Source organism: Rothia sp. HMSC065C03, from assembly GCF_001837295.1.
In the GTDB taxonomy this organism is placed as follows: Bacteria; Actinomycetota; Actinomycetes; order Actinomycetales; family Micrococcaceae; genus Rothia.
Genome location: NZ_KV832006.1, coordinates 770,340 through 793,767, shown reverse-complemented (window position 1 = coordinate 793,767; position 23,428 = coordinate 770,340). Strand labels below are relative to the sequence as shown.

Here is a 23,428-nt window from a genome sequence, read left to right as displayed (position 1 = left end):
CTGGGTTCGAGTCCCAGGGGGCGCACTTCACAGAAAATCCCGCTGATTCTTAGGAATCGGCGGGATTTTTGCGTTCCCTGAATAAATACAGTTTTTGGGCTTGAGGAGCTTGTATCCGGCTTTGTCTCTGATGATGCGCGCCGCATGTTTCCTCCGCGCCTACGCAGGGGCACCCGTCGCCCGGACGCTCCGCCCCTCCTCGCTTCGCAACGGAGAGCGTCCGGGCTGACACCCTGAGGGCGCATCCGGAAAACGCGGCGCGCTACCGATGTGCCGCCCCGCTCCTCTTTACGTCCTGTGGTTCAGTGGTTCGCGAAATCTCGCCGGTCCGTTGGGTTAGGCGGTGGTTCAGTATGTGCGCCCCGTGCCTAGCGAACTGGAGTGGGGGGAGGCTGTCGCGGTTTAGCCTGTTGTCTGGTGGTTGGGTGTTTTGCGTGTGGGGCGGGGAGGGCTGTCGCCTTTTAGTGTGTTGCGTGGTGGTTAGCCTGGTGCGCGCAGAGGCGCCGGTGCCGTCCGTAGCGACATCAGGGTGCCCGAAGCGAAGCGAGGGCGGGTGCCCCTGTAGGAGCGAGGACGTGCACCGCACCTCAAGCCAGCAATGTGGCAGACTCAAGGCATACGAAAGCCCGCCACCGTCACAAGACAGTAGCGGGCATTCACCTCAAAAAGTCACACGGCTACAGGACCGGCCAAATCCGCGTCACAAACTCACGGAAATCCTCAACATCCTTACCCTGCTCCAGCAGACCAGTGCCAAAACGAGTCGCAACCTCAGCATTATCCTCAAACGACAAATAAAACGAGCTGCCATTCACCGACTCAATCGTCACCGCATCATCACCCACACGGTAAGCATGCAGCGCATTCGTATTATCAATCGTCGTAGCCGTACCCGCAGGCGTCAACGCAGGCAAATTCACCGGAGCAATAATCACCTCATCCGGCGCATCCTGATAACCCACAATAAAATGCTGCTGATCAGGATACTGGTGCAACGCCAAATCAGGATTACGGTAAACCGCACGGCCCGTCGCATACACCAAATTGTATGCACCGTAATTAATAATCTGCTCGTCAAAAACCGGGTGCAGAACCCGAATCAGTTCCTCACCCGTCAAAAACTCGCTACTCTCAACAGAGTTACGGGGGTCAACAACCTCTGCGTACTTACTTGCTTCGGTCAGCTCATCAGCGACCGTGATAATCGGTTCGGTCATAGCTTCAGTCTACCGGGGCAACCAACGAAGGTCACGAGTATTCGCACATATTACGCGCCATGACGTCCAAAAATGCGAGTTTTTCTCACCTGTTCAAATGAGCGCCCAAGAGTGCACGCACGCGCACAAGGTGTCCACATCATGAAAGAAAGTATTCGACCTGCGCCTTTATGAACAAAAACGGGTGTGTTGGCCGATAGAGATTTGACTCACCCCCTCTCGGGGCGCACCATAGAAGGGTGAAGACAGCAATGTTCCAGCGAATTCTAAACCTTGTCGACGTCGCCTAGGGCGAGTGGCAGGGTCTATTCACTGCGACTGAGCGCCCCTACCGCTACCACCAACAGCGAGGGGCATTTTTTATAGCTTGGTACCCCCGGGCATAGGATGCGTGAGAATCACACAAACCCCACGCAGAACATTGAGTACAACGAAGAACCATTAAGACACGAGGCATTTCCATGACCATGGGATTTTCCACTTCTGATGACGCGGCAAACGCTCCCGCAGAACGCATGACCGGTTCTCAGGCAATCGTCCGCACCCTCGAAGATCTGGGTGTGACTGACGTATTCGGCCTGCCTGGTGGAGCTATTCTGCCGACCTATGACCCCCTGTACGACTCCAAGAAGGTCCGCCACATCCTGGTCCGCCACGAGCAGGGCGCAGGCCACGCAGCCCAGGGCTACGCAGTGTCCAGCGGCAAGACCGGCGTGTGCATCGCAACCTCCGGCCCCGGCGCAACCAACCTGCTGACCGCAATCGCAGACGCAAACATGGACTCCGTCCCCCTCGTCGCAATCACCGGCCAGGTGTCCACCGCACTGCTCGGCTCCGACGCATTCCAGGAAGCCGACATCGTCGGCATGGCAATGCCCATCTCCAAGCACTCCTTCATGATCACCGACCCGCAGGACATCCCCCGCGCACTGGCTGCAGCATTCCACATTGCATCCACCGGCCGCCCCGGCCCCGTGCTCGTGGACGTCACCAAGGACGCACAGGTCGGCATGATGGAATACCGCGGCATCCCCGAAGACCTGGAGCTGCGCGGCTACACCCCCGTTACCCGTGGCCACTCCAAGCAGATTCACGAAGCCGCAAAGTTCATCACCGAATCCAAGCGCCCCGTCTTCTACGTCGGCGGTGGCCTGGTACGCTCCGGTGCCTCCGAAGAGTTCCACAAGCTGGCTAAGCTCATCGGCGCGCCCGTCGTCACCACCCTGAACGCTATCGGCGCGTTCCCCGACTCCGACCCGCAGAACCTCGGCATGCCCGGCATGCACGGCACCGTCCCCGCCGTCGCCGCAATGCAGAAGTCTGACCTGCTCATCACCCTCGGCGCACGCTTCGACGACCGCGTCACCGGTAAGCTCGGCTCCTTCGCACCCGAAGCTAAGGTCATCCACATCGACGTTGACCCGGCAGAAATCTCGAAGATTCGCTTCGCAGACGTGCCGATCGTCGGCGACCTCAAGTACGTTCTGCCTGAGCTGACCGACCTGCTCTCCACCGAGTTCGCACAGCAGCTGCCGAACCTCACCGAATGGTGGAACGAGCTCAACGTCATCCGCAAGGACTACCCGCTCGGCTACGAGAAGCCCACCGACGGCCTCGGTTCCCCCGAGTACGTTCTCGAGCGCATCAGCGCCCTCACCGGCCCCGACGCATACTACGTCACCGGCGTTGGCCAGCACCAGATGTGGGGTGCACACTACATCCAGCAGGAAAGCCCCCGCCACTTCGTCAGCTCCGCAGGCCTCGGCACCATGGGCTACGGCGTTCCCGCCGGCATGGGCGCAAAGGTCGCACACCCCGACTCCACCGTCTGGGTCATCGACGGTGACGGCTGCTTCCAGATGACCAACCAGGAACTGGTCACCTGCGCACAGAACAACATCCCCATCAAGGTTGCCATCATCAACAACTCCTCCCTCGGCATGGTGCGCCAGTGGCAGACTCTGTTCTACAACGAGCGCTACTCCAACACCGACCTGAAGGACGGCCACGGCACCGTACGCATCCCCGACTTCGTCAAGCTCGGCGAAGCATACGGCTGCGCAACCTTCCGCTGCGAACGCGACGAAGACGTGGACGCAACCATCAAGGCTGCCCTCGAAATCAACGACCGCCCCGTCGTCATTGACTTCACCGTCAGCCCCCACGCCCTCGTCTGGCCCATGGTCCCGGCAGGCGTATCTAATGACAAGATTTGGATTGCGAAGAACACTTCGCCCGAGTTCGATCGTGAGGGAGAGAACTAATGTCTCAGCACACTCTGTCCGTTCTGGTAGAAGATAAGCCGGGCGTTCTCACCCGCGTCTCCGGCCTGTTCTCCCGCCGCCTGTTCAACATCCTCTCCCTGGCTGTGGGCCCCACCGAAAACCCCGGTGTATCCCGCATCACCGTCGTAACCGAAGGTGACTCCCACACCATGGAACAGATCACCAAGCAGCTGAACAAGCTGGTTCACGTGCTGAAGGTCGTCGAGCTTCCCGCAGAATCCTCCACCCAGCGTGGTCACATCCTGATCAAGGTCAAGGCAGACCCCGTAGTCCGCCTGCAGATCGTTCAGGCAGCTGACCTGTTCCGCGCATCTGTGATTGACGTTTCCCCTGAGTCTGTTGTCATCGAGGCAACCGGTTCTGAGGAGAAGCTCAACGCACTGCTGGATGTTCTGGAGCCTTACGGTGTTCGCGAAATTGTTCGCGCAGGCACCATCGGCCTGGCACGTGGCCCCCGCGCCATGAGCGAGCGCATCTAGCACAAAATACCTGACGCTACATTCCCGTAGCAGTTCTCCCGCCCGCACAACCGAAACACACGTATTCGCAGTGCGGGCGGGGGAGCATCAGGTACTCTCTATTTCTTTCTCTACTAGGTGATTTCTCTACCTAGGCACCCCAATACCAAAGAAATAGATGCAGTACCCCATAAACTCTGCAGGTTATAAAATCTTGAGCCACAATCTGAGAAGTGCTCTCGTAAACCTGCACCCCAAAAGCTATCAAGTAGAATAGTCAATGTTGAGCCCAGCCTGGGCCGCATACCAAACTTACTGAGGAGAAGAAATGGCAGCAACCATTTTCTACAACGACGACGCAGACCTCTCCCTGATCCAGGGTCGCACCGTAGCAGTTATCGGCTACGGCTCCCAGGGCCACGCACACGCACTGAACCTGCGTGACTCCGGCGTGAAGGTCATCGTCGGTCTGTCCGAGGGCTCCAAGTCCCGTGCCAAGGCTGAGGCAGAAGGCCTGCGCGTCGCAACCGTTGCAGAAGCAGCAGCAGAAGCAGACGTCATCATGATCCTGACCCCGGACCAGGTCCAGGCAAAGGTCTACGCAGAGAGCATCGAACCCCACCTGAAGCCCGGCAACGCACTGTTCTTCGCACACGGCTTCAACATCCGCTTCGGCTACATCACCGCACCCGAGGGTGTCGACGTGGCAATGGTCGCCCCCAAGGGCCCCGGCCACACCGTCCGCCGCGAATTCGAAGCAGGCCGCGGCGTTCCCGCCCTGGTCGCAGTTGAGAAGGACGCATCCGGCGAAGCACTCGCACTGGCACTGTCCTACGCAAAGGGCCTCGGCGCAACCCGCGCAGGCGTCATCAAGACCACCTTCACCGAAGAGACTGAGTCCGACCTGTTCGGTGAGCAGGCAGTCCTCTGCGGCTCCACCTCCCAGCTCGTCCAGTACGGCTTCGAGGTTCTGACCGAGGCTGGCTACCAGCCCGAAATCGCATACTTCGAGGTCCTGCACGAGCTCAAGCTCATCGTCGACCTGATGATCGAGGGCGGCATCGCTAAGCAGCGTTGGTCCATCTCCGACACCGCAGAGTACGGCGACTACGTCTCCGGCCCCCGCGTGATCTCCCCCGAGGTCAAGGAAAACATGAAGGCTGTCCTGGCAGACATCCAGAACGGCAACTTCGCAAAGCGCTTCATGGAAGACCAGGCTGCAGGCGCACCCGAGTTCAAGGAACTGCGTGCAAAGGGCGAGGCACACCCCATCGAGGCAACCGGCCGCAAGCTGCGCGAGCTGTTCTCCTGGAACTCCGTTGACGACGACTACACCGAAGGTTCCGTCGCTCGCTAAACGGTAGCTCAGCAATAGCTTTATAAGAATCCGGTGCACCACCCACACTCCGCTACAGGGGGAGAGAGGTGGGGCGCCGGATTCTTGCGTTTTCCGGCCAAAGCGCACCACCTGTCAAATATGTGATACAGTTCATGCTTATTCAAGTTGCAGGCACTCACGGAATGCCGTATAGTATTTACTTGTTGCAGGGGAAACCCTGAAAAACAAATAAGCGCCTCTAGCTCAATTGGCAGAGCAATTGACTCTTAATCAATGGGTTCTGGGTTCGAGTCCCAGGGGGCGCACTTCAAAGAAAATCCCGCTGATTCTTCGGAATCGGCGGGATTTTTGCGTTCCCCTTGAAATGCAGTCTTCATGGGTTGAGGAATCGGTGTTCGTCCTCGCTCCTGCAGGGGTTGGGTGGGTGGGTACCTCGCGTCTCCCAAGACTACGGGGTGCGCTACATGTTTCCTCCGCGCCTACGCAGGGGCACCCGTCGCCCGGACGCTCCGCCCCTCCTCGCTTCGCAACGGAGAGCGTCCGTGTGACACCCTGAGGGCGCTTCCGGAAAACGTAGCTGCACCGGTTAGGCGGGTGCGTGGAGGTTTCGGTGGCCTCCGTAGCGACATCAGGGTGCCCGAAGCGAAGCGAGGGCGGGTGCCCCTGTAGGAGCGAGGAGGGTGCCGAACCTCGAGCTAATCCCGCTGGGGTCGCGGTAGATTCGCGGTGGTTTCGTGTGCGCCCCGTGCCTAGCGAACTGGGGCGGGGGAGGGCTGTCGCGGTTTAGCGTGTTGCCTGGTGGTTGGGTGTTTGTTGCATATCAGAGTGTAACCCCGGTGAGAGTCGTACCTAAGACTGCGGTAAACTGAAAGTTATGACTGCAACTCCGTTCTACATCACCACCGCCATCTCCTACCCCAATGGCAACCCGCACATCGGCCACGCCTACGAAACCATCGCAGCCGACGTGCTAGCCCGCTTCAAGCGCCTCGACGGCTTCGACGTGCGCTTCATGACCGGCACCGACGAGCACGGCCAGAAGATGCAGACCACCGCCGAGAAGCTCGGTAAGACCGCTAAGGAACTCGCCGACGAGAACTCCGCACGCTTCAAAGCAATGAACGACGCGCTGAACATCAGCTACGACCGCTTCATCCGCACCACCGACCCCGACCACTATGTCGCATCCCAGGCCATCTGGAAGCGCATGGAAGAAAACGGCGACATCTACCTCGACAAGTACGCCGGCTGGTACTCCGTACGCGACGAAGCCTACTACGCAGAAGACGAAACCGAAGTCCGCGACGGCCAGCGCTACGCCATCACCACCGGCACCGAAGTCGAATGGACCGAAGAAGAATCCTACTTCTTCCGCCTCTCCAAGTACGGCGACAAGCTCCTCGAACTCTACGCCAACGAAGGCTACGTCTACCCCGAATCCCGCCGCAACGAACTCATCTCCTTCGTCAAGGGCGGCCTCAACGACCTGTCCATCTCCCGCACCACCTTCGACTGGGGCGTACCCGTACCCGGCAACGACAAGCACGTCATGTACGTGTGGGTCGACGCCCTCACCAACTACCTGACCGGCCTCGGCTACCCCGACACCGACAACGAGCTGTTCACCAAGTACTGGCCCGCCGACCTGCACCTCATCGGTAAGGACATCACCCGATTCCACTCCATCTACTGGCCCGCATTCCTGTGGTCCGCCGGAGTCGAACTGCCCAAGCGCGTCTTCGGCCACGGCTTCCTGCTCGTCAACGGCGAGAAGATGTCCAAGTCCGTCGGTAACGTCGTCGACCCCGCAAACCTTGTCAACGCGTTCGGCCTGGACGCCGTACGATTCTTCCTCATGCGTGAAGTGTCCTTCGGTCAGGACGGCTCCTACTCCGAAGAGTCCATCATCAACCGCATCAACTCCGACCTGGCAAACAACCTCGGCAACCTCGCCCAGCGTTCCCTGTCCATGGTCGCCAAGAACTGCGGCGGTGCCGTCCCCACCCACGGCGAATTCACCGAAGCCGACCGCCAGATCCTCGACCAGGCGGCAGCCCTCTACGAGCCCGTCCGTGCAGACTTCGACGAGCAGGCATTCCACCGCGCACTCGAGCGCATCTGGACCGTCCTCGCAGACACCAACGCCTACTTCGCAGAACAGGAACCCTGGACCCTGCGCAAGAACGGCGAACTCGACCGCATGAACACCGTGCTGTACGTAACCCTTGAGGTCGTACGCCAGGTCGCCCTGCTGCTGCAGCCCGTCATGCCCGACTCGACCGCCAAGCTGCTGACCCTGCTCGGTGTACCCGAAGGCGACGCACGCCAGTTCGCAGCCCTCGGCACCGCACTCGTGCCCGGCACCGAACTGCCCGCACCCGCACCGGTGTTCCCCCGCTACGAAGCACCCAAGGCATAACAGCTGCTTCTGCAATAGCGAATAGCGTATGAAAGCCCTCGGCTTCCTGACCCCGAATGGGGGGAGGAGCCGGGGGCTTTTCGCATACATATATATGTGTAGGCGCGGGCAGAGATGGGAGGCAGAGGTACGGGGTAGGGGTGCAGGGTGAGAACGCCGGGTGAGCCGCCACTCATCCTTAAGGATGATGCCGGTGCCCCGCCCAGCCCGCCTCAGGCTCACCTCAGCCCGTGGAATGAGTGGGGAATCTGCGCATCCGCAGGTCAGGACCCGGTGAACACCCGCCAAAATCAACCTGGAGGATGAGAAAAACCCTGTAGTCAGCGCCATGCTGCGTGAAATAATTGAACTATGACTACGACAACTCCTCACGCACAGACGGCACAGGTTGCCGTCTCCGCACGAAACCTTTCTAAAACCTACGGCATGGGTGAAGCCACCGTCCACGCCCTCAACAACGTCTCCGTCGACTTTGAGCAGGGCAAGTTCACCGCCATTATGGGTCCCTCCGGCTCGGGTAAGTCCACGCTGATGCAGACCATCGCAACCCTGGACACCCCCGACCCGAACCCGGCAACCTCCATCCGTATTGGCGGTACCGAGCTCTTCGGTCTGAAGGACAACGCCCTCACCGAATTCCGCCGCGAACACATCGGCTTCATCTTCCAGGCGTTCAACCTGGTGCCCACCCTCACCGCGGGCCAGAACATTGACCTGCCCCTGGGCCTTGCCGGTAAGAAGCCGGACCCGCAGTGGCGCGACTACCTAGTTAAGACCCTCGGCCTGGAAACCCGCCTCGACCACCGCCCCGAACAGCTCTCCGGCGGTCAGCAGCAGCGCGTCGCCATCGTGCGCGCCCTGCTCGCACGCCCCGAAGTGGTCTTCGCCGACGAACCGACCGGTAACCTCGACTCCAACTCCGGCGCCGAGGTGCTGCGCCTGCTACGTGCCGCCGCAACCGACCACGCACAGACCATCCTCATGGTCACCCACGACGCAAACGCCGCCTCCTACGCAGACCGCGTGGTCTTCATCAAGGACGGCATGGTCGCCGGCGAAATGATCGAACCCACCTACGACGCCGTGCTCGGCGCAATGGCACAGCTGGAAGGTCGATAAGCCGTGGCAACCACACTGAACACGGTGGCGCGCTCCAATCTGCGCGCCTCCAAAGGAAAATACGTCCTCACGGGCATAGGCATCGCGATTTCCTCCTTCTTCATCGCAGCCATTATGATGCTCACCAACTCGCTGCAGGCGACCGTCAACTCCTCCGTTGGTGACGTGCTCTCCCGCGCCGAGGCGGTCGTCGCCTCCGCCGCTACAACCAGCGACGGTAAAGACAGCACCTCTATCTACCTGACTCGTGATCAGATTCAGAAAGTAGAAAAGAGCGACCTGCTCTCCGGCTACTGGGTGCAGTACGCCGTCACGGGTTCGATCGGTACCGGCGATCAGAAAACCCCCGTGCAGTACAACCAGCTGCCCGCCGATTCGAGCCTCTTCCCGTACAAGGTGCAGGGCAAAATCCCCAGTAGCGACCACGAAATCATGGTCTCCACCTACTTCGCGAAGAAGCATAACCTCTCGCTGAACGGCAAGGTCACCAGCACCGACGTTGTAGAATCCGTCAGCGCCCCCGGTACTGATAAGACCGCCGAATACACCGTCGTCGGTCTGTTCGACCCCGGTTTTGAAGGCTCCACCACCAATCAGGCTGTCTTCATTGGCGGCACCAGCCTCGGCGAAGCCACCCTGAAAGCAGCCGAGACAGAAAACAAGAGCTCCGCGGCAGGCTACCGGAACATGGCTGGCGCGAACCTCATCTACCTCAAGTTCAAGGACGGCGTAACCGACGCCAAACTCAAGAGCCTGCAGGATACCCTCAGCAGCGGCGACACCAAGAACGACCCGCGCGTCATGACCGGTCAGAAGCTGCTGGAGGACTACCAGAAGACCATCTCCACGGTCTTCACCTCCATTAGCGTGGTCCTGGGTGCCTTCGCAGCACTGGCTCTGCTGGTCTCCTCGTTCGTCATCTCCAACACCTTCGCGGTGCTGGTCGGCCAGCGCATCCGTGAACTGGCTCTGCTGCGCACCCTCGGTGCCCGCGGCGGCTCCCTTGTACGGATGCTACTCATCGAATCCATTACCGTGGGCGTGGTGTTCTCCCTCATCGGTGCACTGCTGACCTACCTGGTTGGCGCGCTGGTTGGTGCGAACCTGACCACCTTCATGATCTCGTACTCAATCACCCCGGTGATTATCAGTACCCTGATCTGCACCATCGTCACGGTTCTGGCGTCGCTCTCCCCGGCACGAAGCGCCCTGCGCATCTCGCCCATCAGCGCGATGAGCGAGCACACCAACCGCGAAGTCAGCAAGCCCGGCAAGATCGGCCCGATCTTCGGTATGCTCTTCGCCATCGGTGGCGTGGTTGCTGTTGTGGCTGCTCTCGATAAGGCAACCAGCACGGAGCGTGACGGTAACTCCGCGATCTTCCTCGGCATGCTCGCCGCACTGCTGCTCGGTATTGCGGTCTTCCTCATCACCCCGCTGGTGCTGCCCCCGCTGGTACGTGCCCTCGGTAAGGTCACCCGCACCCAGACCGGTAAGCTCGCGCTCGCCAACGCACTGCGTTCGCCCAAGCGAACCGTCTCCACCGGCCGTGCTGTGCTCGTCGGCACCCTGGTCGTGTCGACTGTGCTGACCGGCTACACGGTTCTGAGCGCATCGTTCGTCAAGGCTCTGGACCAGCAGTACCCGATTTCTGCGCAGGCGAAGTACAGCTCGTATGACCAGTCTGAGGCGGCTTCTACCGTGACCAAGGCGGAGGGAATTGCCTCCAAGGTCAAGGGCATTAAGAACGTTCAGGCATCCGCTGTTGGTTACGCCGCCGGCGTGGTTGACTACACCGTCGAGTACGAAGGCCAGAGCGTCAACCAGAACGCTGACCTGGTGGCGCTGAGCTCCTCCGATTTGAAGGCAATCCTGCCGGACGAAAACTCGAACCTTGCTGACGATACCGTGCTGGTACCTCAGGGACTCTGGAAGTCCGCTGGATTGAATGAGTCCAGCCGTCTGAAGGCGCGCGGCCCGCTTGGCGAACTGGAACTCAAGCCCGTCAAGTCTGAAACCAAGCAGCACCTGCTGATTGTCAACCCGACCACCGCCGCCAAGCTGCAGGACGCCAAGAACCCGCAGGCAGTTGCCAACCCCGCCGCTGAGGAAGCTCAGAAGCGCATGGAAGAAGCAATTGCGAGCGGCGATCAGGAAGCTCAGGCAAAGGCCGCAAAGCTGACCGTCACCAGCCAGGCACGCGGTAACGGCACCGTCATTCTGGTGCGTGCCGCCTCCCCGCTGACTAGCAGTGAAAGCTCAACTCTGCAGACTGCGCTGAACCGAATCAGCCCGGACAACTCATTCAACGGTGGCCTGCAGGAGCGCCAGACGTTCGACCAGCTGCTGACCGTCATGCTGACCTTCACCCTGGTGATGCTCATGCTCGCAGTGGTCATCTCCATCATTGGTGTGGCGAACACGATGACCCTGTCGGTCAACGAACGCCGCCGCGAGAACGCGATGCTCCGCTCGCTAGGCCTGTCCCGCAAGCAGCTGCGCCGCATGATCTCCATTGAGGCGATTCTGATTACGCTCGCCGCAGTGATGCTCGGCATGATTGCCGGTACGGTCATCGGCACGGTCTCCGCGAAGATCGTGATGGCATCCGCGAGCGCCAGCGCCCCGCTCGTGCTTGACCTGCCGTACGTCTGGTACGTGGTCATCCTCATTGTGGGTGTGCTCGCCGCGATGCTCGCTTCGGCTCTGCCGGCGGCTCGTTCGGCTCGCATGTCCCCGGTTGAGGGTATGCGCGGCTAACCCGGCATAGTTACAGTACCCGGCAAACCCGGATACTCGGCGTGAGATAGCCCCGGAGGGTGCCCCTGATAAGGAGGCGCCCGCCGGGGCTTTGCCGTGTCCTCTATTTGGTTGTGCCCTATATATTTCTGCTGCGCTTGGTTTGTGCCCTCAGATTCTTGGAGCTGACCTGTAGCATGGCTTTGCGCGTATGATGGGTGTATGAGCACTAGCCACCCCAATCTGCGTCGCGGGTACACGCTACCCCATGAAGCGGAGGTTCTTCAGATCCTCCGTGACGCTGGTGTGCGCCGTGCCCGACTCTTCGGCAGCGCCGCCCGCGGTGAGCTGACCGAAACCAGCGACCTGGATTTTTTGGTGCAGATGCCGGGGGCGGCCCCTTTTGACGAGTTCATGCAGATGGTCGATGCTCAGCACCGCATTGAACAGCTGACCGGCCGTAGCGTTGATATGGTCACCCGGTTGCGCCCCCGCATCTATGCGGAGGCAGAACCGGACATGGTGGAGCTACCGCTATAAGAAGTTGCCTGAGCTGATGAGCGACTTTGAACGAATCATCGACGAGATAGAAGAAACTACTTAACTAAAGAGCCCCGGAGGGTGCCTCGATCAGGAGGCGCCCGCCGGGGCTTCGCTGTGTCCTCTAGTCTGCCGTGCTCTCTATTCTGCTGTGCCCTTATATAAGGGAGCGCTAGTGGGCGATACCCGCCTCATACGCCATAATGACCGCCTGCACACGATCACGCGCACCCAACTTCGCCAACACATGCGACACATGCGTCTTCACCGTCGCCTCCGAAAGCACCAGCTCCCGCGTAATCTCCGCATTCGACAAGCCACGCGCAATCAAACCCAGCACCTCAAACTCACGCGGCGACAACTGCTCAATCAACTCACGATGCGGATAATCCTGCACAGGCTCAAGGCTTGCATGCTCAGCCGGAATAAACGTCGCCTTAGGAAGTTCAGAAGTAGCCGGGGGAGCAACAGGAGCAGATTCAGGAACAGGCGCGGCAGGAGCAACGGGAGCAACAGCGGGGGAGTCCAGCACCGGAATCATCTGCTCCAACAGGCGGCGAGTCGCAGACGGCGCAATCACCGCATCGCCGCGGTGCACCGTACGAATCGCCTCCAGCAGCTGCTCCGGCGGGGTGTCCTTCAACAAGAAACCGCTCGCGCCCGCACGCACCGCCGAATACACGTACTCGTCAATGTCGAAGGTCGTGAGCATAATAATGCGCACCCGCTCCTCCTCAGCCACGCCACGCTGAGCGTCACGCTCCAGGATGCGGCGCGCAGCCTCCAGCCCGTCGCAGTGCGGCATGCGCACATCCATGAGGATGACCTGCGGCGCCTGCCCCTCAGACACCATGCGGTCAAAAACGTCAATAGCCGCCAGGCCGTCGTCAGCCTCCATAACGACCTGCAGGTCCGGCTGGGAGTTCACGAGCATGCTCAAGCCGCCGCGCACTAGGCGCTGGTCGTCAACGAGCATCACGCGGATCGGCTGGGTGGTCTGTGGTGCAGAAGTCTGTGGTGCAGAAGAGTACATAGTTTCAATCCTAGATTACGAGGTAGTAGAGGGCGCGGGTATTAGAGGTCGCGGTAGGGGAGCGCCGCCTCAACGAGCCAGCCGCCGTCGGGCTGCAGACCGTAGGTGAGGGCGCCGTGGTAGAGGGCGATACGCTCGCTCATGCCGCGCAGACCGTTACCGCTGCCGGGGACCGGGCGAGCAATGTGCTGAGCCGCGGCAGAGGAAACCGGTTCGTTCTCAACCCGCAGTTCCAGTCCTTCATCACCCCAGTGAATGGTGACGGTGGTTGCCGCGCCGGGGGAGTGCTTGAGCGCATTGGTGAGCGCCTCCTGCACGGTGCGGTATGCCGCGAGTTCTGCGCCCTGCGGTAGGGTGCGTGCCATGGTGCCGGTGATTCCGGTGAAGGTGACGGGCAGCCCGGCGCGGCGGCTCTGCTCCACGAGGGCGGGCACATCGTTGAGGGTGGGCACGGGTGCGTAGGCGGTTGCCTCGTCCGTGCGGAGTAGCCCGAGGAGGGAGCGCATCTGGGTGAGGGAGTCGCGTGCCGTGTCTGCGATGAGTTCGAGGGTCTGCTCCGCAATATCCGGCGCGCTCTGCTGTTGAGCCTGACCCGCCTGCTGAGCCTGTTCTGTCTGCTGTGCGCGTGCGGTGCGGGCGCTCGCAGCGGCATAGCGTGCCCCATCCGCCTGAGAAATAATGCTGGACAGCGAGTGTGCCACAATATCGTGCATTTCGCGGGCGATGCGGGTGCGTTCGTCCTGCGCGGCGAGGCGGCGTTCCTGTTCCTGCTCGTATTCGAGGCGGCGGGCGCGTTCTTTGAATTCTTCGCTGCGCAGTTCGCGCATGCGGCGGGAGTCGCCGAGGAACCAGAAGACGGTGAAGATGGATCCGCAGAGCACGCCGAGCATCAGGGAGATGAAGATGCGGGCGGGTATGTCGTCCCAATGGTAGAGGAACGAGAGCGAGGCCTGCACGGTGACGGCGAGTGCGCCGACCCAGCCGAGAATGAGGGCACGGAATCGTGCGCGGCGGGTCCAGTGCCTGCCGGTGTGGTAGGCGGCGAGGCTGACCGGCGGGTAGCAGGTGATGACGAGTGAGTCGGGGAAGGGGGTCACGAGGGTGAGACAGAGCGCCGCGATGACCACGTAGATGCTGCCGTAGGGGAAGCGGTAGCGGAAGTAGAGCGCGGTGGTGCTGCAGAGCGCGGAGATGAGCGGGATCCAGCCGTAGCCGTTGATGAAGGCAACGGAGAGTACGCAGCAGAAGAACTGCATGTGCGCGACGACGAGGACGTTCATCCAGCCGCGTTTGTCTCTGAGGTAGCTTTGCACGCGGCTGGAGGCGGTGATTGCGTCGGCGGGCAGGTCGCTGCTTTCTGAGATGCCGCGGGTATGCGTTACGGCGTGGCCTGATTCGGCGGTCTCAGCGGTGCGGGGTGGGTTCTTCTGGGGTTGGGTGCGCTTGAGGGGCATGCTTCCAGTGTATCGGGGTGTTTGTGAGGGGTCGGGAACCCCTTTTCTGCTCTCACATGCAGGGATATTTTGTGGGTTTGTGTGTGTGGGTGTGTGCTTGAGTGAGTATGACACGCCAAAAACGGCTATTTTTAGTGACCTTAATTACTTTTTTGTAGATTATTTATTCAACTAAAGCTTGAGAGTTTGGGGTTGTATGGGGTTCGAATTCGGGTTTAAGAGACTTGAAACTCCCTTAAGTAACCTATTTTGGTTGAAAAACCTTCAACTAAGGCAGAGAGTTTAAGGAAAACCCCCTCATCAAGCCATTTTTGGAACCATTGCGGTACAGGTCCTTGATGGGTATAGTTTTAGCCGTACCCGAAATCTGCGCCCGAGGTCTAAGGCCTCGCAGGGCGAACACCAAGCGCTCTGATGCACCTCCCTGTATAGGGGAGCGGGATACAACATTATGTCGTTATCACCAAGAGGTTAGGTGCAAACCTGCTTCGCTCACTCGAATCTCATCAGGTGACGTTCTTCGCCGCGCACGACGGCGGGTGATAACTTTTATTCCTCAAAATGACATCACTCTCGAAGGACATACATGTCTACTAACATTTCTCGCCGCAAGGTTGTCGCTGGCGCAGCATGGGCTGCTCCGGTTGTCGCAGCTTCCGCTGCAGTTCCCGCTTTTGCTTCCTCCACCGTTTGCGAGCCCGAAGGTTCCGCAGCTTACACCATCTCCGGTCAGCCCTCCGGTAACAAGAACACTCAGAAGTTCACTGTTCCCGCCAAGGTTGACAAGATTATCTTCGAGGTTGTTGGTGGCGCAGGTGGCGGTTCCTCGTCGGTCAAGGGTGGTTCCGGTGCATCTCTGACCGGTGCAATCCCCGTCAAGGAAGGCCAGGTTGTTGAACTGGTCGCAGCTGCCGGTGGTGTAGCTTACCTGGAGCGCGTGCTTGGTAACGAAGCCACCCCGAAGAAGCAGTACTACGTCTGGGGTACCCGTCCGGCAACCGGTGGTGAAGGCTACGGTAACGGCGGTGACGTAAACGCCCAGGCTATTCCCGCAGACGCTAAGGCTCTGGTTGATGCTAAGTACCCTGGTACTGACAGCGACATGAAGGCAGCCGTGTATGGCGGTTCCGGCGGTGGCTCCTCTGCTCTGCTCATCGACGGCGCAGTTGTTGCTCTGGCAGGTGGCGGTGGTGGTGCGGGTATCCGTACCCAGCCCGCTACCAACAACGTGCTTGACACCAAGGACAAGTTCTTCAACCCCAATGCAGTCAACGCAGGTACCACCACTCTGGGTGACACCGCGGTTAAGTCCGTTCTGCCCGCAGGTGCAGACGCATCCGCAGCAACCGGTAGCGACGCAGAGACCTCTATCTCTCACTACTCCGTTCTGAAGCCGCACACTACTGATGGCACCGCTATGAAGGTTGCCGGCGGTAAGGGCGGCGGCAACGGTACCGGTGGTGCCGGTGGCGAGCAGCCCCTGCTGTACAACGAAAAGGCTAATGTCTTCGGTGTTATTGGCTTCAAGAGCCAGAACAAGCAGGTGCTCTTCAGCTCCTCCACCGCAGGTGAAACCGGTGGTAACGGCTTCGATGGTAAGGGTGGCGACGGTGTCTTCGCATACTCCTACCAGATCGACAACAACGATATCTCCAAGCTGGAAATCGTTCATGCGACCAACCCTGTTAACCTCAACGATAAGACCAACCTGGACAAGGACTCCACCCTCAAGTCCTTCAACGGTCACCAGACCGTTGTCTCCGCAGGTGGTGGCGCAGGCTACGGTGGCGGTGGCTCCGGTGCTGCTCGCGGCCTCTCCTCCATCATTACCTCCCAGAAGTGGAACGGTAACGAAGAGCCCACTCGTTACCGCCAGAACGTTGGCGCACTGATGCAGGCAGGTTCCGGTGGCGCAGGTGGCTCCTACCTTGCTCCTAGCGTAACTGACGGCTCCATCAAGTCCGCAGGCAACGGTGGTAACGCATCCGGCGTACGTAACCCCGGTTCCGTGAAGATTACCTTCTGCAAGCGCTCCTAATAGCAGTAGCATCTAGGGTCCTCACTCTGAGTGAGAACTCATAACGATATTCCCCGGCTGAATTATCAGCCGGGGAATATTGTTTTAATCGGCAGAAGCTGAACACCACAGAATCCAGAACTCCAGAATCCAGAACCCCAGAAGCCAGTGGGCGCCGAGTCGAACCAGAAGGGTAGGGGGAGTGGCATGGCAGGAGCTACAGCTAGTCAGGCGCCGTCTAGCCCAGAGTCTGAGAACCCGCCCGCACACTCTACCGCCCACCCGTGGTGCGTATTAGGGTAGAGGCATGACTGAAGCACGTAGCATCGACCTCGCCGTCATCCCCGGCGACGGCATCGGCCCCGAAATCATTACCGAAGCCCAGCGCATCCTCACCCGCGCCTGCGAGCTCGAAAACATCACCGTAACCCCCACCCACTACAAGCTCGGCGCCGAGCACTGGCTGGAAACCGGTGAAACCCTGCCCGAGTCCACCATGGACGCCCTCAAGCAGCACGACGCGATCCTCTTTGGCGCCATCGGCGCAGACCCGCGCAGCGGCAAGATTCCCTCCGGCCTCATCGAACGCGAAATGCTCCTGAAACTGCGCTTCGCCTTCGACCACTACATCAACCTGCGCCCCTCCCGCCTGTACCCCGGCGCAGTCTCCCCGCTCGCCAACCCCGGCAACATCGACTTCGTGGTTGTGCGTGAAGGCACCGAAGGCCCCTACATCGGCAACGGCGGAGTCATCCGCGGCGGCACCCCGCACGAAATCGCCACCGAAGTCTCCCTCAACACCGCACACGGTGTGGAGCGCCTGGTACGCTACGCCTTCGAGCTGGCATCCACCCGCCGCAAGAAGGTCACCCTCGTGCACAAGACCAACGTGCTCACCCACGCAGGTCGCCTCTACAACCGCTACTTCACCGAAATCGCGGCTGAATTCCCCGAGGTTGAGACCGACTACCTGCACATTGACGCGACCACCATCTTCATGGTCACCGACCCCGCCCGCTTCGATGTGATCGTCACCGACAACCTCTTCGGCGACATCATCACCGACCTCGCAGGTGCAGTCACCGGCGGTATCGGCTACGCCGCCAGCGGCAACATCAACGCCGTCGGCGAGTTCCCCTCCATGTTCGAGCCCGTACACGGCTCCGCACCGGACATCGCCCGCCAGAACAAGGCAAACCCCACCGCCGCAATCCTCGCCGGTGCCATGCTGCTGCGCCACCTCGGCCACGATGCAGCCGCAGCCCGCATTGAGGACGCTGTCGAGGCAGATATGCGCGAAAACGGCGCCACCGTGCGCGGTACCGATCAGGTCGGCGCGGACGTACTCGCACGCCTAGGCTAAGCTCACCTGGCTAAAATTGGCTCGGCTAAAACCCGCCAGCCGTAGCCGCTGAACGCAAAACACCCGTGAAGCCCGGAAGGAACACACCTTCCGGGCTTCACCTGTTCACATCCTGAATGAGAGAAAAGGTGCGCATGCGGCAAACGCATCTTTCCGGTACTCTAAAACAGGTCAGGCACACCCGCCCGGCACCTCGGCGGTGGACACCCTCCACCACTCACTGCAATGCATCCGACTAGCACAGACCGCTAGATGCACCATCTGCCCCGCACGACAACGCGCCCGGCGGCACACACCGGTTCTACGCCCCGACGCGAGAACCGCGAATCAAAGAACGCCTGCACAAGCAACTAGACAAAGAGGAACGCAGAACGATGGCCATCGAATTCAGCCACGAAGCAAACCAGTCACCCGCCACCGCCGAACGCCGCGCCGAAATCCTTGCAAACCCCGGCTTCGGTGACTACTTCACCGACCACATGGTCACCATCGACTGGGAAGGCGACTACAAGACCGGTGGCACCTGGTACGACGCACGAGTTCACCCCTACGGCCCGCTCGTCCTCGACCCCGCAGCATCCGTGTTCCACTACGGCCAGGAAATCTTCGAGGGCATCAAGGGCTACCGTCACGCTGACGGTTCCGTGTGGACCTTCCGCCCCGAAAAGAACGCGGCACGCTTCGCGAACTCCGCACATCGTCTCTCCCTACCGCAGCTGCCCGCCGAGACCTTCATTGAGTCCCTGCGCCAGCTGATTAAGGCGGACGAATCGTGGGTGCCCACCGGCGACGGTGAAGCCTTCTATTTCCGCCCCTTCATGATCGCAACCGAGGCGTTCCTGGGCGTTCGCCCCGCACGCCACGTGCAGTACCACGTGATTGGCTCGCCCGCAGGTAACTACTTCGGCACCCCCGAACCCGTGGACATCTGGCTCTCCACCACCTACGCCCGTGCAGGCGAAGGCGGCACTGGTGCGGCAAAGTGCGGCGGTAACTACGCAGCATCCATGATCGCCCAGACCGAGGGTGAAAAGCACGGCTGCAAGCAGGTTATCTTTAAGGACCCGCACCGCGGCGACGCCATCGAAGAGCTCGGCGGCATGAACGTGTTCTTCATCTTCGGCAAGGAAAACAAGATTGTCACCCCCGAACTGACCGGCACCATCCTGGAGGGTGTGACCCGCTCCTCGCTGATTCAGCTTGCCAAGGACCGCGGCATGACCGTCGAAGAGCGCGCAATCACCCTCACCGAATGGCGTGAAGGCGTGGCAAACGGCGACATCACCGAAATCTTCGCCTGCGGCACCGCAGCAGTGGTCGCACCCATCGGCAAGCTCAAGGCAGAAGACTTCGAAATCCCGGCACCCACCGAGCACTTCGGCGAAATCTCCAAGAGCCTGCGCGAAGAGCTTGTCGGTATTCAGCTCGGCACCGTTGAGGACCGCCACGGCTGGATGACCCGCCTCATCTAATCTCTCACGCGAAATCCCCGCAGGATGCCCCGCCCGACCCCGTACGTCGCGCGGTGAGCAACCCGCGGGGATTCACTGTGCCAGGAAAATGACGTGCCCGGTGATGCTGTGCTCGGCGAATATTGCGCGCGGCGTTGATAATGCGAGGACAGGGGAGGAGAGGCGCACCCCGCCGCCGTCCCTCGATAAAACCCGCCCCGCCGAACCCGACCCCGCTAAAACCCGACCCGCCGCCGCCCTCGAAGGCTGGTACCCTAGAAAGTATGCGTATTGCACGATTTACCGTAAATAATGAGCTCCACTTCGGGCTGGTAGAAGGCGACGCAGGCGAAGAAACCCTGCGCGTACTCGCCGGCGACCCCTTCTACTCGGGCATCGAACCGACCGGCACCACCTACCCCATCGACCAGGTGCGCCTGCTCGCCCCGATCATCCCCCGCTCCAAGGTGATTGGAGCGATCGCAACCTGGGCTGGAACCGAGGCGCCCGCCTCCCCGCAGTTCTTCCTCAAACCCAACACCACCGTCATCGGCCCCGGCGACCCCGTGACCCTGCCCGAGTACTCCGAAGCCGTCAGCGCAGAAGGTGAACTCGCCGTCATTATCGGTCGTATCGCCAAGTCCGTGCCTCTTGAGCGCGTGCACGAGGTCATCTTCGGCTACACCGTGGCAAACGACCTCACCGCCCGCGACCTGCTCGAAGACCGCCAGTGGACCCGCGCCAAGGGCTTCGACGGCTCCACCCCGCTCGGCCCCTGGATCGAAACCGACCTGGACACCGACTCGCTGAACATCACCACCTGGGTTGACGGCGACGTCGTGCAGGAAGGCAACACCTCCGAAATGCACTACTCCGTAGCCGAACAGGTTGCCGCAGCCTCCGAAATCTTCACCCTGCTGCCCGGCGACGTACTGCTCACCGGCACCCCCGCCGGCATCAGCGTACTGCGCGACGGCAACGAAGTAGAGGTTGAAGTCGAAGGTATCGGCTCCCTCGTCACCCGCGTGCGCGACTAAGCAGCCCGCACCCAAAAACGTAACGTACATCCTGAAACACACCGTCAAGGAGACATCATGACCGAATACCACGGTCCCGTACTCAACAGCCCCGCAGACACCCGCGTGCGTTTCTGCCCCTCGCCCACCGGCACCCCGCACGTGGGCATGGTCCGCACCGCCCTCTTCAACTGGGCATACGCACGCCACACCGGCGGCAAGCTGATCTTCCGCATCGAAGACACCGACGCGGCACGCGACTCCGAAGAGTCGTTCAACCAGGTGCTCGAATCCCTGCACTGGCTCGGCATCAACTGGGACGAAGGCGTCGGCGTCGGCGGCCCCCACGAGCCCTACCGCCAGTCCGAGCGTAAGACCGCAGGCATCTACAACGAGATTTTCCAGAAGCTCGTTGAGGGCGGCTACGTGTACGAAGACTTCTCCACCCCCGACGAGGTGAAGGAGCGCCGCAAGGCAGCCGGTCAGGACCCGCAGCTCGGCTACGACAACTACGACCGTAACCTCACCGAAGAGCAGAAGGAAGCCTACCGCGCCGAGGGCCGCAAGCCCGTGTGGCGTCTGCGCATGCCCGACGAGGACATCACCTTCAACGACCTGGTCCGTGGTGAAATCACCTTCAAGGCTGGCACCGTGCCCGACTACGTGGTTGTGCGCTCCAACGGCGACCCGCTGTACACCTTCGTGAACCCCGTCGACGACGCACTCATGGGCATCACCCACGTGCTGCGCGGCGAAGACCTGCTCTCCTCCACCCCGCGTCAGATCGCGCTCTACCGCGCGCTCATCGACACCGGCGTGACCACCTTCATCCCCGAGTTCGGCCACCTGCCCTACGTCATGGGTCAGGGCAACAAGAAGCTCTCCAAGCGCGACCCCGAGTCGAACCTCTTCCTGCTGCGCGACTCCGGCTTCATCAAGGAAGGCCTGCTGAACTACCTGTCCCTGCTGGGCTGGTCCCTCTCCGCAGACCAGGACGTCTTCAGCATCGACGAGCTCGTCGAGCACTTCGACGTACACGACGTTGTTGCCAACCCTGCACGCTTCGACGTAAAGAAGGCAGAGTCCATCAACGGCGACCACATCCGTGCGCTCGACCCCAAGGACTTCCGCGACCGCCTCATCCCGTACCTGCAGGCTGCAGGCGTACTCGGTGAAACCCTCACCGAGCGTGAAGAGCAGGTCCTCACCGAAGCTGCACCCCTCGTTCAGGAGCGCATGCAGCTGCTCGGCGAAGCACCCGGCCTGCTCGCATTCCTCTTCAAGGCTGACGAAGAAATCAGCACCGCAGACGACGCACGCAAGCAGCTCAAGGAATCCGCACCGCAGGTCCTCGCCGCCGCAATCGAAGCTCTGGAGCCCCTCGAGGACTTCACCGCAGCCAACATTGAGGCAGCCCTGCGCGCCGCAATCGTCGACGGCCTGGAAATCAAGCCGCGCCTCGCATTCGGCCCCGTGCGTATCGCAGTGTCCGGTGAGCGTATTTCCCCGCCGCTGTTCGAATCCATGGAAATCCTGGGCAAGGAATCCTCCCTCGCACGTCTGCGCAAGCTTGCCGCTGAACTGAGCTAGCCATGAATCAATCGATTATGGGGAAGGCGCTGCTCAAGGGCACCCTCATGGCGCTCACCAACGCCTGCATTATCTGGCTGATTCTGTACATCGCCAACATGGACAAGTCCGTCTTGATGGTGGTCGCTGTTGTCGTTGCGGCAGCCTTCGGATACGTGACTGCCTACTTCGAGGCGCGCGCCGCCCTGAACGCTCAAGAAGCTCAGGCACGGCACGCCCGCGGCGGCGACGTCAGCAGTTCGTCTGACGGCGTAGACACCTCGGACTCTTCGCGTGAAGAGGACGACGAAGACGACTTCGTGGACCCGGGCCCCGACCCGGACGCGGGCGACTTCGACGCCGGAAGCTCCAGCAGCTCCAGCAGTTCGGATTACAGCAGCTACAGCAGCTCCGACTACTCTGGCGGCGGCGATTCCGGTGGAGGCGACTCTGGCGGTAGCAGCGACTAAGCTCTAGAGAATCCCCTTATCCAGCGGGAATCTGACGACCGAAAAGTCTGAAGAAACCCGGCGGATAAGGGGATTTTTCATAAATTTGAGAATATTTTTTGTGATGGGTGTTTCCTGTAAAACTACTAGTCAGTATGTTTTATTGGGGTGAATCTGGCTCCATTTTGGGGAGTGTGGCAAGAGTTTGGTTTGCATACCCCGGCAAAGGCTCGTATAGTAGTACCTGTTGTTGCGACGAACTGAAAAGTTCAAAGCGAAAACATGCGGTTGTAGCTCAGTTGGTAGAGCACCACCTTGCCAAGGTGGATGTCGCGAGTTCAAGTCTCGTCAACCGCTCCACTAAGGTCCCGAGGTTCGCCTCGGGGCTTTTTCGTTGTCTCTGGGTTTTTAGTTTTTGGAGGCGTGGGCAGCGGGTCCTGTGATCTTTCCCGAGGTTGTTGCTTGGGTGGGTTGGCTACCGGGATGCTTTGGCTATCTGGTTATCTGACTGCCCGGTCATCTGGCTATCGGGAGGCGGCGCAGGAAAAAATCTTCAAAAAAATTTGGGACACAAAGCGTGCGGGGGAGGGGGTAAAACTACTCTCCAAGTCCCCTCGAAGCTGCTTTGAGGGTGAAAAATCGGCCCCAAAACCCTCTTTTTGAAGAAATTTAAAAAACTTTTTAACCCCAAAAACCCCGGAAACACGCGGAAGTAGCGGACATAAAACCGTGAATGTGAGGCGCCTCTCCAGATTTCGGCTTGCACGCCTCCAGAAAGACCCGTATAGTTATTACTCGTTCCGGTGATAAGCCGAAAGGCGAGAAACGGAACGGTAATGGGATATGGTGTAATTGGCAACACGAAGGTTTCTGGTTCCTTTGTTCTAGGTTCGAGTCCTGGTATCCCAGCTAACCTCCTAATGGAGGTTGCGGCCCCATCGTATAGCGGCCTAGTACTCC

At 60.4% G+C, this 23,428-nt stretch carries 17 protein-coding genes and 3 tRNA genes; 17 read left to right on the top strand and 3 right to left on the bottom strand.

Annotated features, from left to right (window positions below):
* Nucleotides 1-677: 677 nt before the first annotated feature.
* Nucleotides 678-1,217, bottom strand: coding sequence for a hypothetical protein (locus tag HMPREF2605_RS08735; protein WP_005505516.1), 540 nt, complete (start codon nucleotides 1,215-1,217; stop codon nucleotides 678-680).
* A gap of 461 nt (nucleotides 1,218-1,678) precedes the next feature.
* On the opposite strand from HMPREF2605_RS08735, the gene HMPREF2605_RS08730 reads away from it, so the two are divergent.
* From HMPREF2605_RS08730 to HMPREF2605_RS08695, 8 genes are all read left to right on the top strand, one after another.
* Nucleotides 1,679-3,481 carry an acetolactate synthase large subunit gene (locus HMPREF2605_RS08730; RefSeq protein WP_070848047.1) on the top strand — a complete coding sequence of 601 codons (1,803 nt, stop codon included), beginning with the start codon at nucleotides 1,679-1,681 and terminating at the stop codon, nucleotides 3,479-3,481.
* Nucleotides 3,481-3,981, top strand: coding sequence for an acetolactate synthase small subunit (ilvN, locus tag HMPREF2605_RS08725; RefSeq protein WP_070848044.1), 501 nt, complete (start codon nucleotides 3,481-3,483; stop codon nucleotides 3,979-3,981). The genes HMPREF2605_RS08730 and ilvN overlap by 1 nt, the downstream gene beginning before the upstream one ends.
* A 307-nt stretch (nucleotides 3,982-4,288) precedes the next feature.
* Entirely contained in the window at nucleotides 4,289-5,317 is a 1,029-nt protein-coding gene (ilvC, locus tag HMPREF2605_RS08720) for a ketol-acid reductoisomerase (protein WP_005508646.1), read from the top strand.
* Between the two features lie 214 nt (nucleotides 5,318-5,531).
* Nucleotides 5,532-5,604 (top strand) — tRNA-Lys (locus HMPREF2605_RS08715).
* 569 nt (nucleotides 5,605-6,173) lie between these two features.
* Entirely contained in the window at nucleotides 6,174-7,718 is a 1,545-nt protein-coding gene (metG, locus tag HMPREF2605_RS08710) for a methionine--tRNA ligase (RefSeq protein ID WP_049349808.1), read from the top strand.
* Nucleotides 7,719-8,069: 351 nt separating this feature from the next.
* A complete protein-coding gene (locus HMPREF2605_RS08705; RefSeq protein ID WP_005507396.1) occupies nucleotides 8,070-8,837 on the top strand; it encodes an ABC transporter ATP-binding protein in 768 nt (255 codons plus the stop codon).
* Nucleotides 8,838-8,840: 3 nt separating this feature from the next.
* On the top strand, nucleotides 8,841-11,597 hold the full coding sequence (locus tag HMPREF2605_RS08700) for an ABC transporter permease (protein ID WP_070848041.1): 2,757 nt from the start codon (nucleotides 8,841-8,843) through the stop codon (nucleotides 11,595-11,597).
* Between the two features lie 201 nt (nucleotides 11,598-11,798).
* Entirely contained in the window at nucleotides 11,799-12,116 is a 318-nt protein-coding gene (locus HMPREF2605_RS08695; RefSeq protein ID WP_049345616.1) for a nucleotidyltransferase family protein, read from the top strand.
* Nucleotides 12,117-12,288: 172 nt separating this feature from the next.
* Here HMPREF2605_RS08695 and HMPREF2605_RS08690 read toward each other — a convergent pair whose 3' ends face one another.
* Complete coding sequence (locus HMPREF2605_RS08690; protein WP_070848038.1) at nucleotides 12,289-13,149, bottom strand: response regulator; 861 nt, start codon at nucleotides 13,147-13,149, stop codon at nucleotides 12,289-12,291.
* Between the two features lie 41 nt (nucleotides 13,150-13,190).
* Complete coding sequence (locus tag HMPREF2605_RS08685) at nucleotides 13,191-14,603, bottom strand: histidine kinase (RefSeq protein ID WP_210401047.1); 1,413 nt, start codon at nucleotides 14,601-14,603, stop codon at nucleotides 13,191-13,193.
* Nucleotides 14,604-15,189: 586 nt separating this feature from the next.
* Here HMPREF2605_RS08685 and HMPREF2605_RS08680 point away from each other — a divergent pair.
* The 9 genes from HMPREF2605_RS08680 to HMPREF2605_RS08645 all read left to right on the top strand — a co-directional run bounded on the left by HMPREF2605_RS08680 (nucleotide 15,190) and on the right by HMPREF2605_RS08645 (nucleotide 23,377).
* Nucleotides 15,190-16,641: a transcriptional initiation protein Tat gene (locus HMPREF2605_RS08680; RefSeq protein WP_070848036.1), complete on the top strand. Its 1,452-nt coding sequence runs from the start codon at nucleotides 15,190-15,192 to the stop codon at nucleotides 16,639-16,641.
* Nucleotides 16,642-16,927: 286 nt separating this feature from the next.
* Nucleotides 16,928-17,983 (top strand): 3-isopropylmalate dehydrogenase, encoded by a 1,056-nt coding sequence (locus HMPREF2605_RS08675; protein WP_070848035.1) that lies wholly within the window; start codon nucleotides 16,928-16,930, stop codon nucleotides 17,981-17,983.
* A 374-nt stretch (nucleotides 17,984-18,357) separates the two neighbouring features.
* Entirely contained in the window at nucleotides 18,358-19,455 is a 1,098-nt protein-coding gene (locus HMPREF2605_RS08670; RefSeq protein WP_070848032.1) for a branched-chain amino acid aminotransferase, read from the top strand.
* An 88-nt stretch (nucleotides 19,456-19,543) separates the two neighbouring features.
* Entirely contained in the window at nucleotides 19,544-19,747 is a 204-nt protein-coding gene (locus HMPREF2605_RS09555; RefSeq protein WP_168167598.1) for a hypothetical protein, read from the top strand.
* Nucleotides 19,719-20,471 (top strand): fumarylacetoacetate hydrolase family protein, encoded by a 753-nt coding sequence (locus HMPREF2605_RS08665; protein ID WP_070848030.1) that lies wholly within the window; start codon nucleotides 19,719-19,721, stop codon nucleotides 20,469-20,471. The genes HMPREF2605_RS09555 and HMPREF2605_RS08665 overlap by 29 nt, the downstream gene beginning before the upstream one ends.
* 57 nt (nucleotides 20,472-20,528) lie before the next feature.
* Nucleotides 20,529-22,040 (top strand): glutamate--tRNA ligase, encoded by a 1,512-nt coding sequence (gene gltX, locus HMPREF2605_RS08660; protein WP_070848027.1) that lies wholly within the window; start codon nucleotides 20,529-20,531, stop codon nucleotides 22,038-22,040.
* 2 nt (nucleotides 22,041-22,042) lie between these two features.
* A complete protein-coding gene (locus tag HMPREF2605_RS08655) occupies nucleotides 22,043-22,489 on the top strand; it encodes a hypothetical protein (RefSeq protein ID WP_070848025.1) in 447 nt (148 codons plus the stop codon).
* 263 nt (nucleotides 22,490-22,752) lie between these two features.
* Nucleotides 22,753-22,828: transfer RNA gene (locus tag HMPREF2605_RS08650), tRNA-Gly, on the top strand.
* A 477-nt stretch (nucleotides 22,829-23,305) separates the two neighbouring features.
* A tRNA-Gln gene (locus HMPREF2605_RS08645) sits at nucleotides 23,306-23,377 on the top strand.
* Nucleotides 23,378-23,428: the final 51 nt, after the last annotated feature.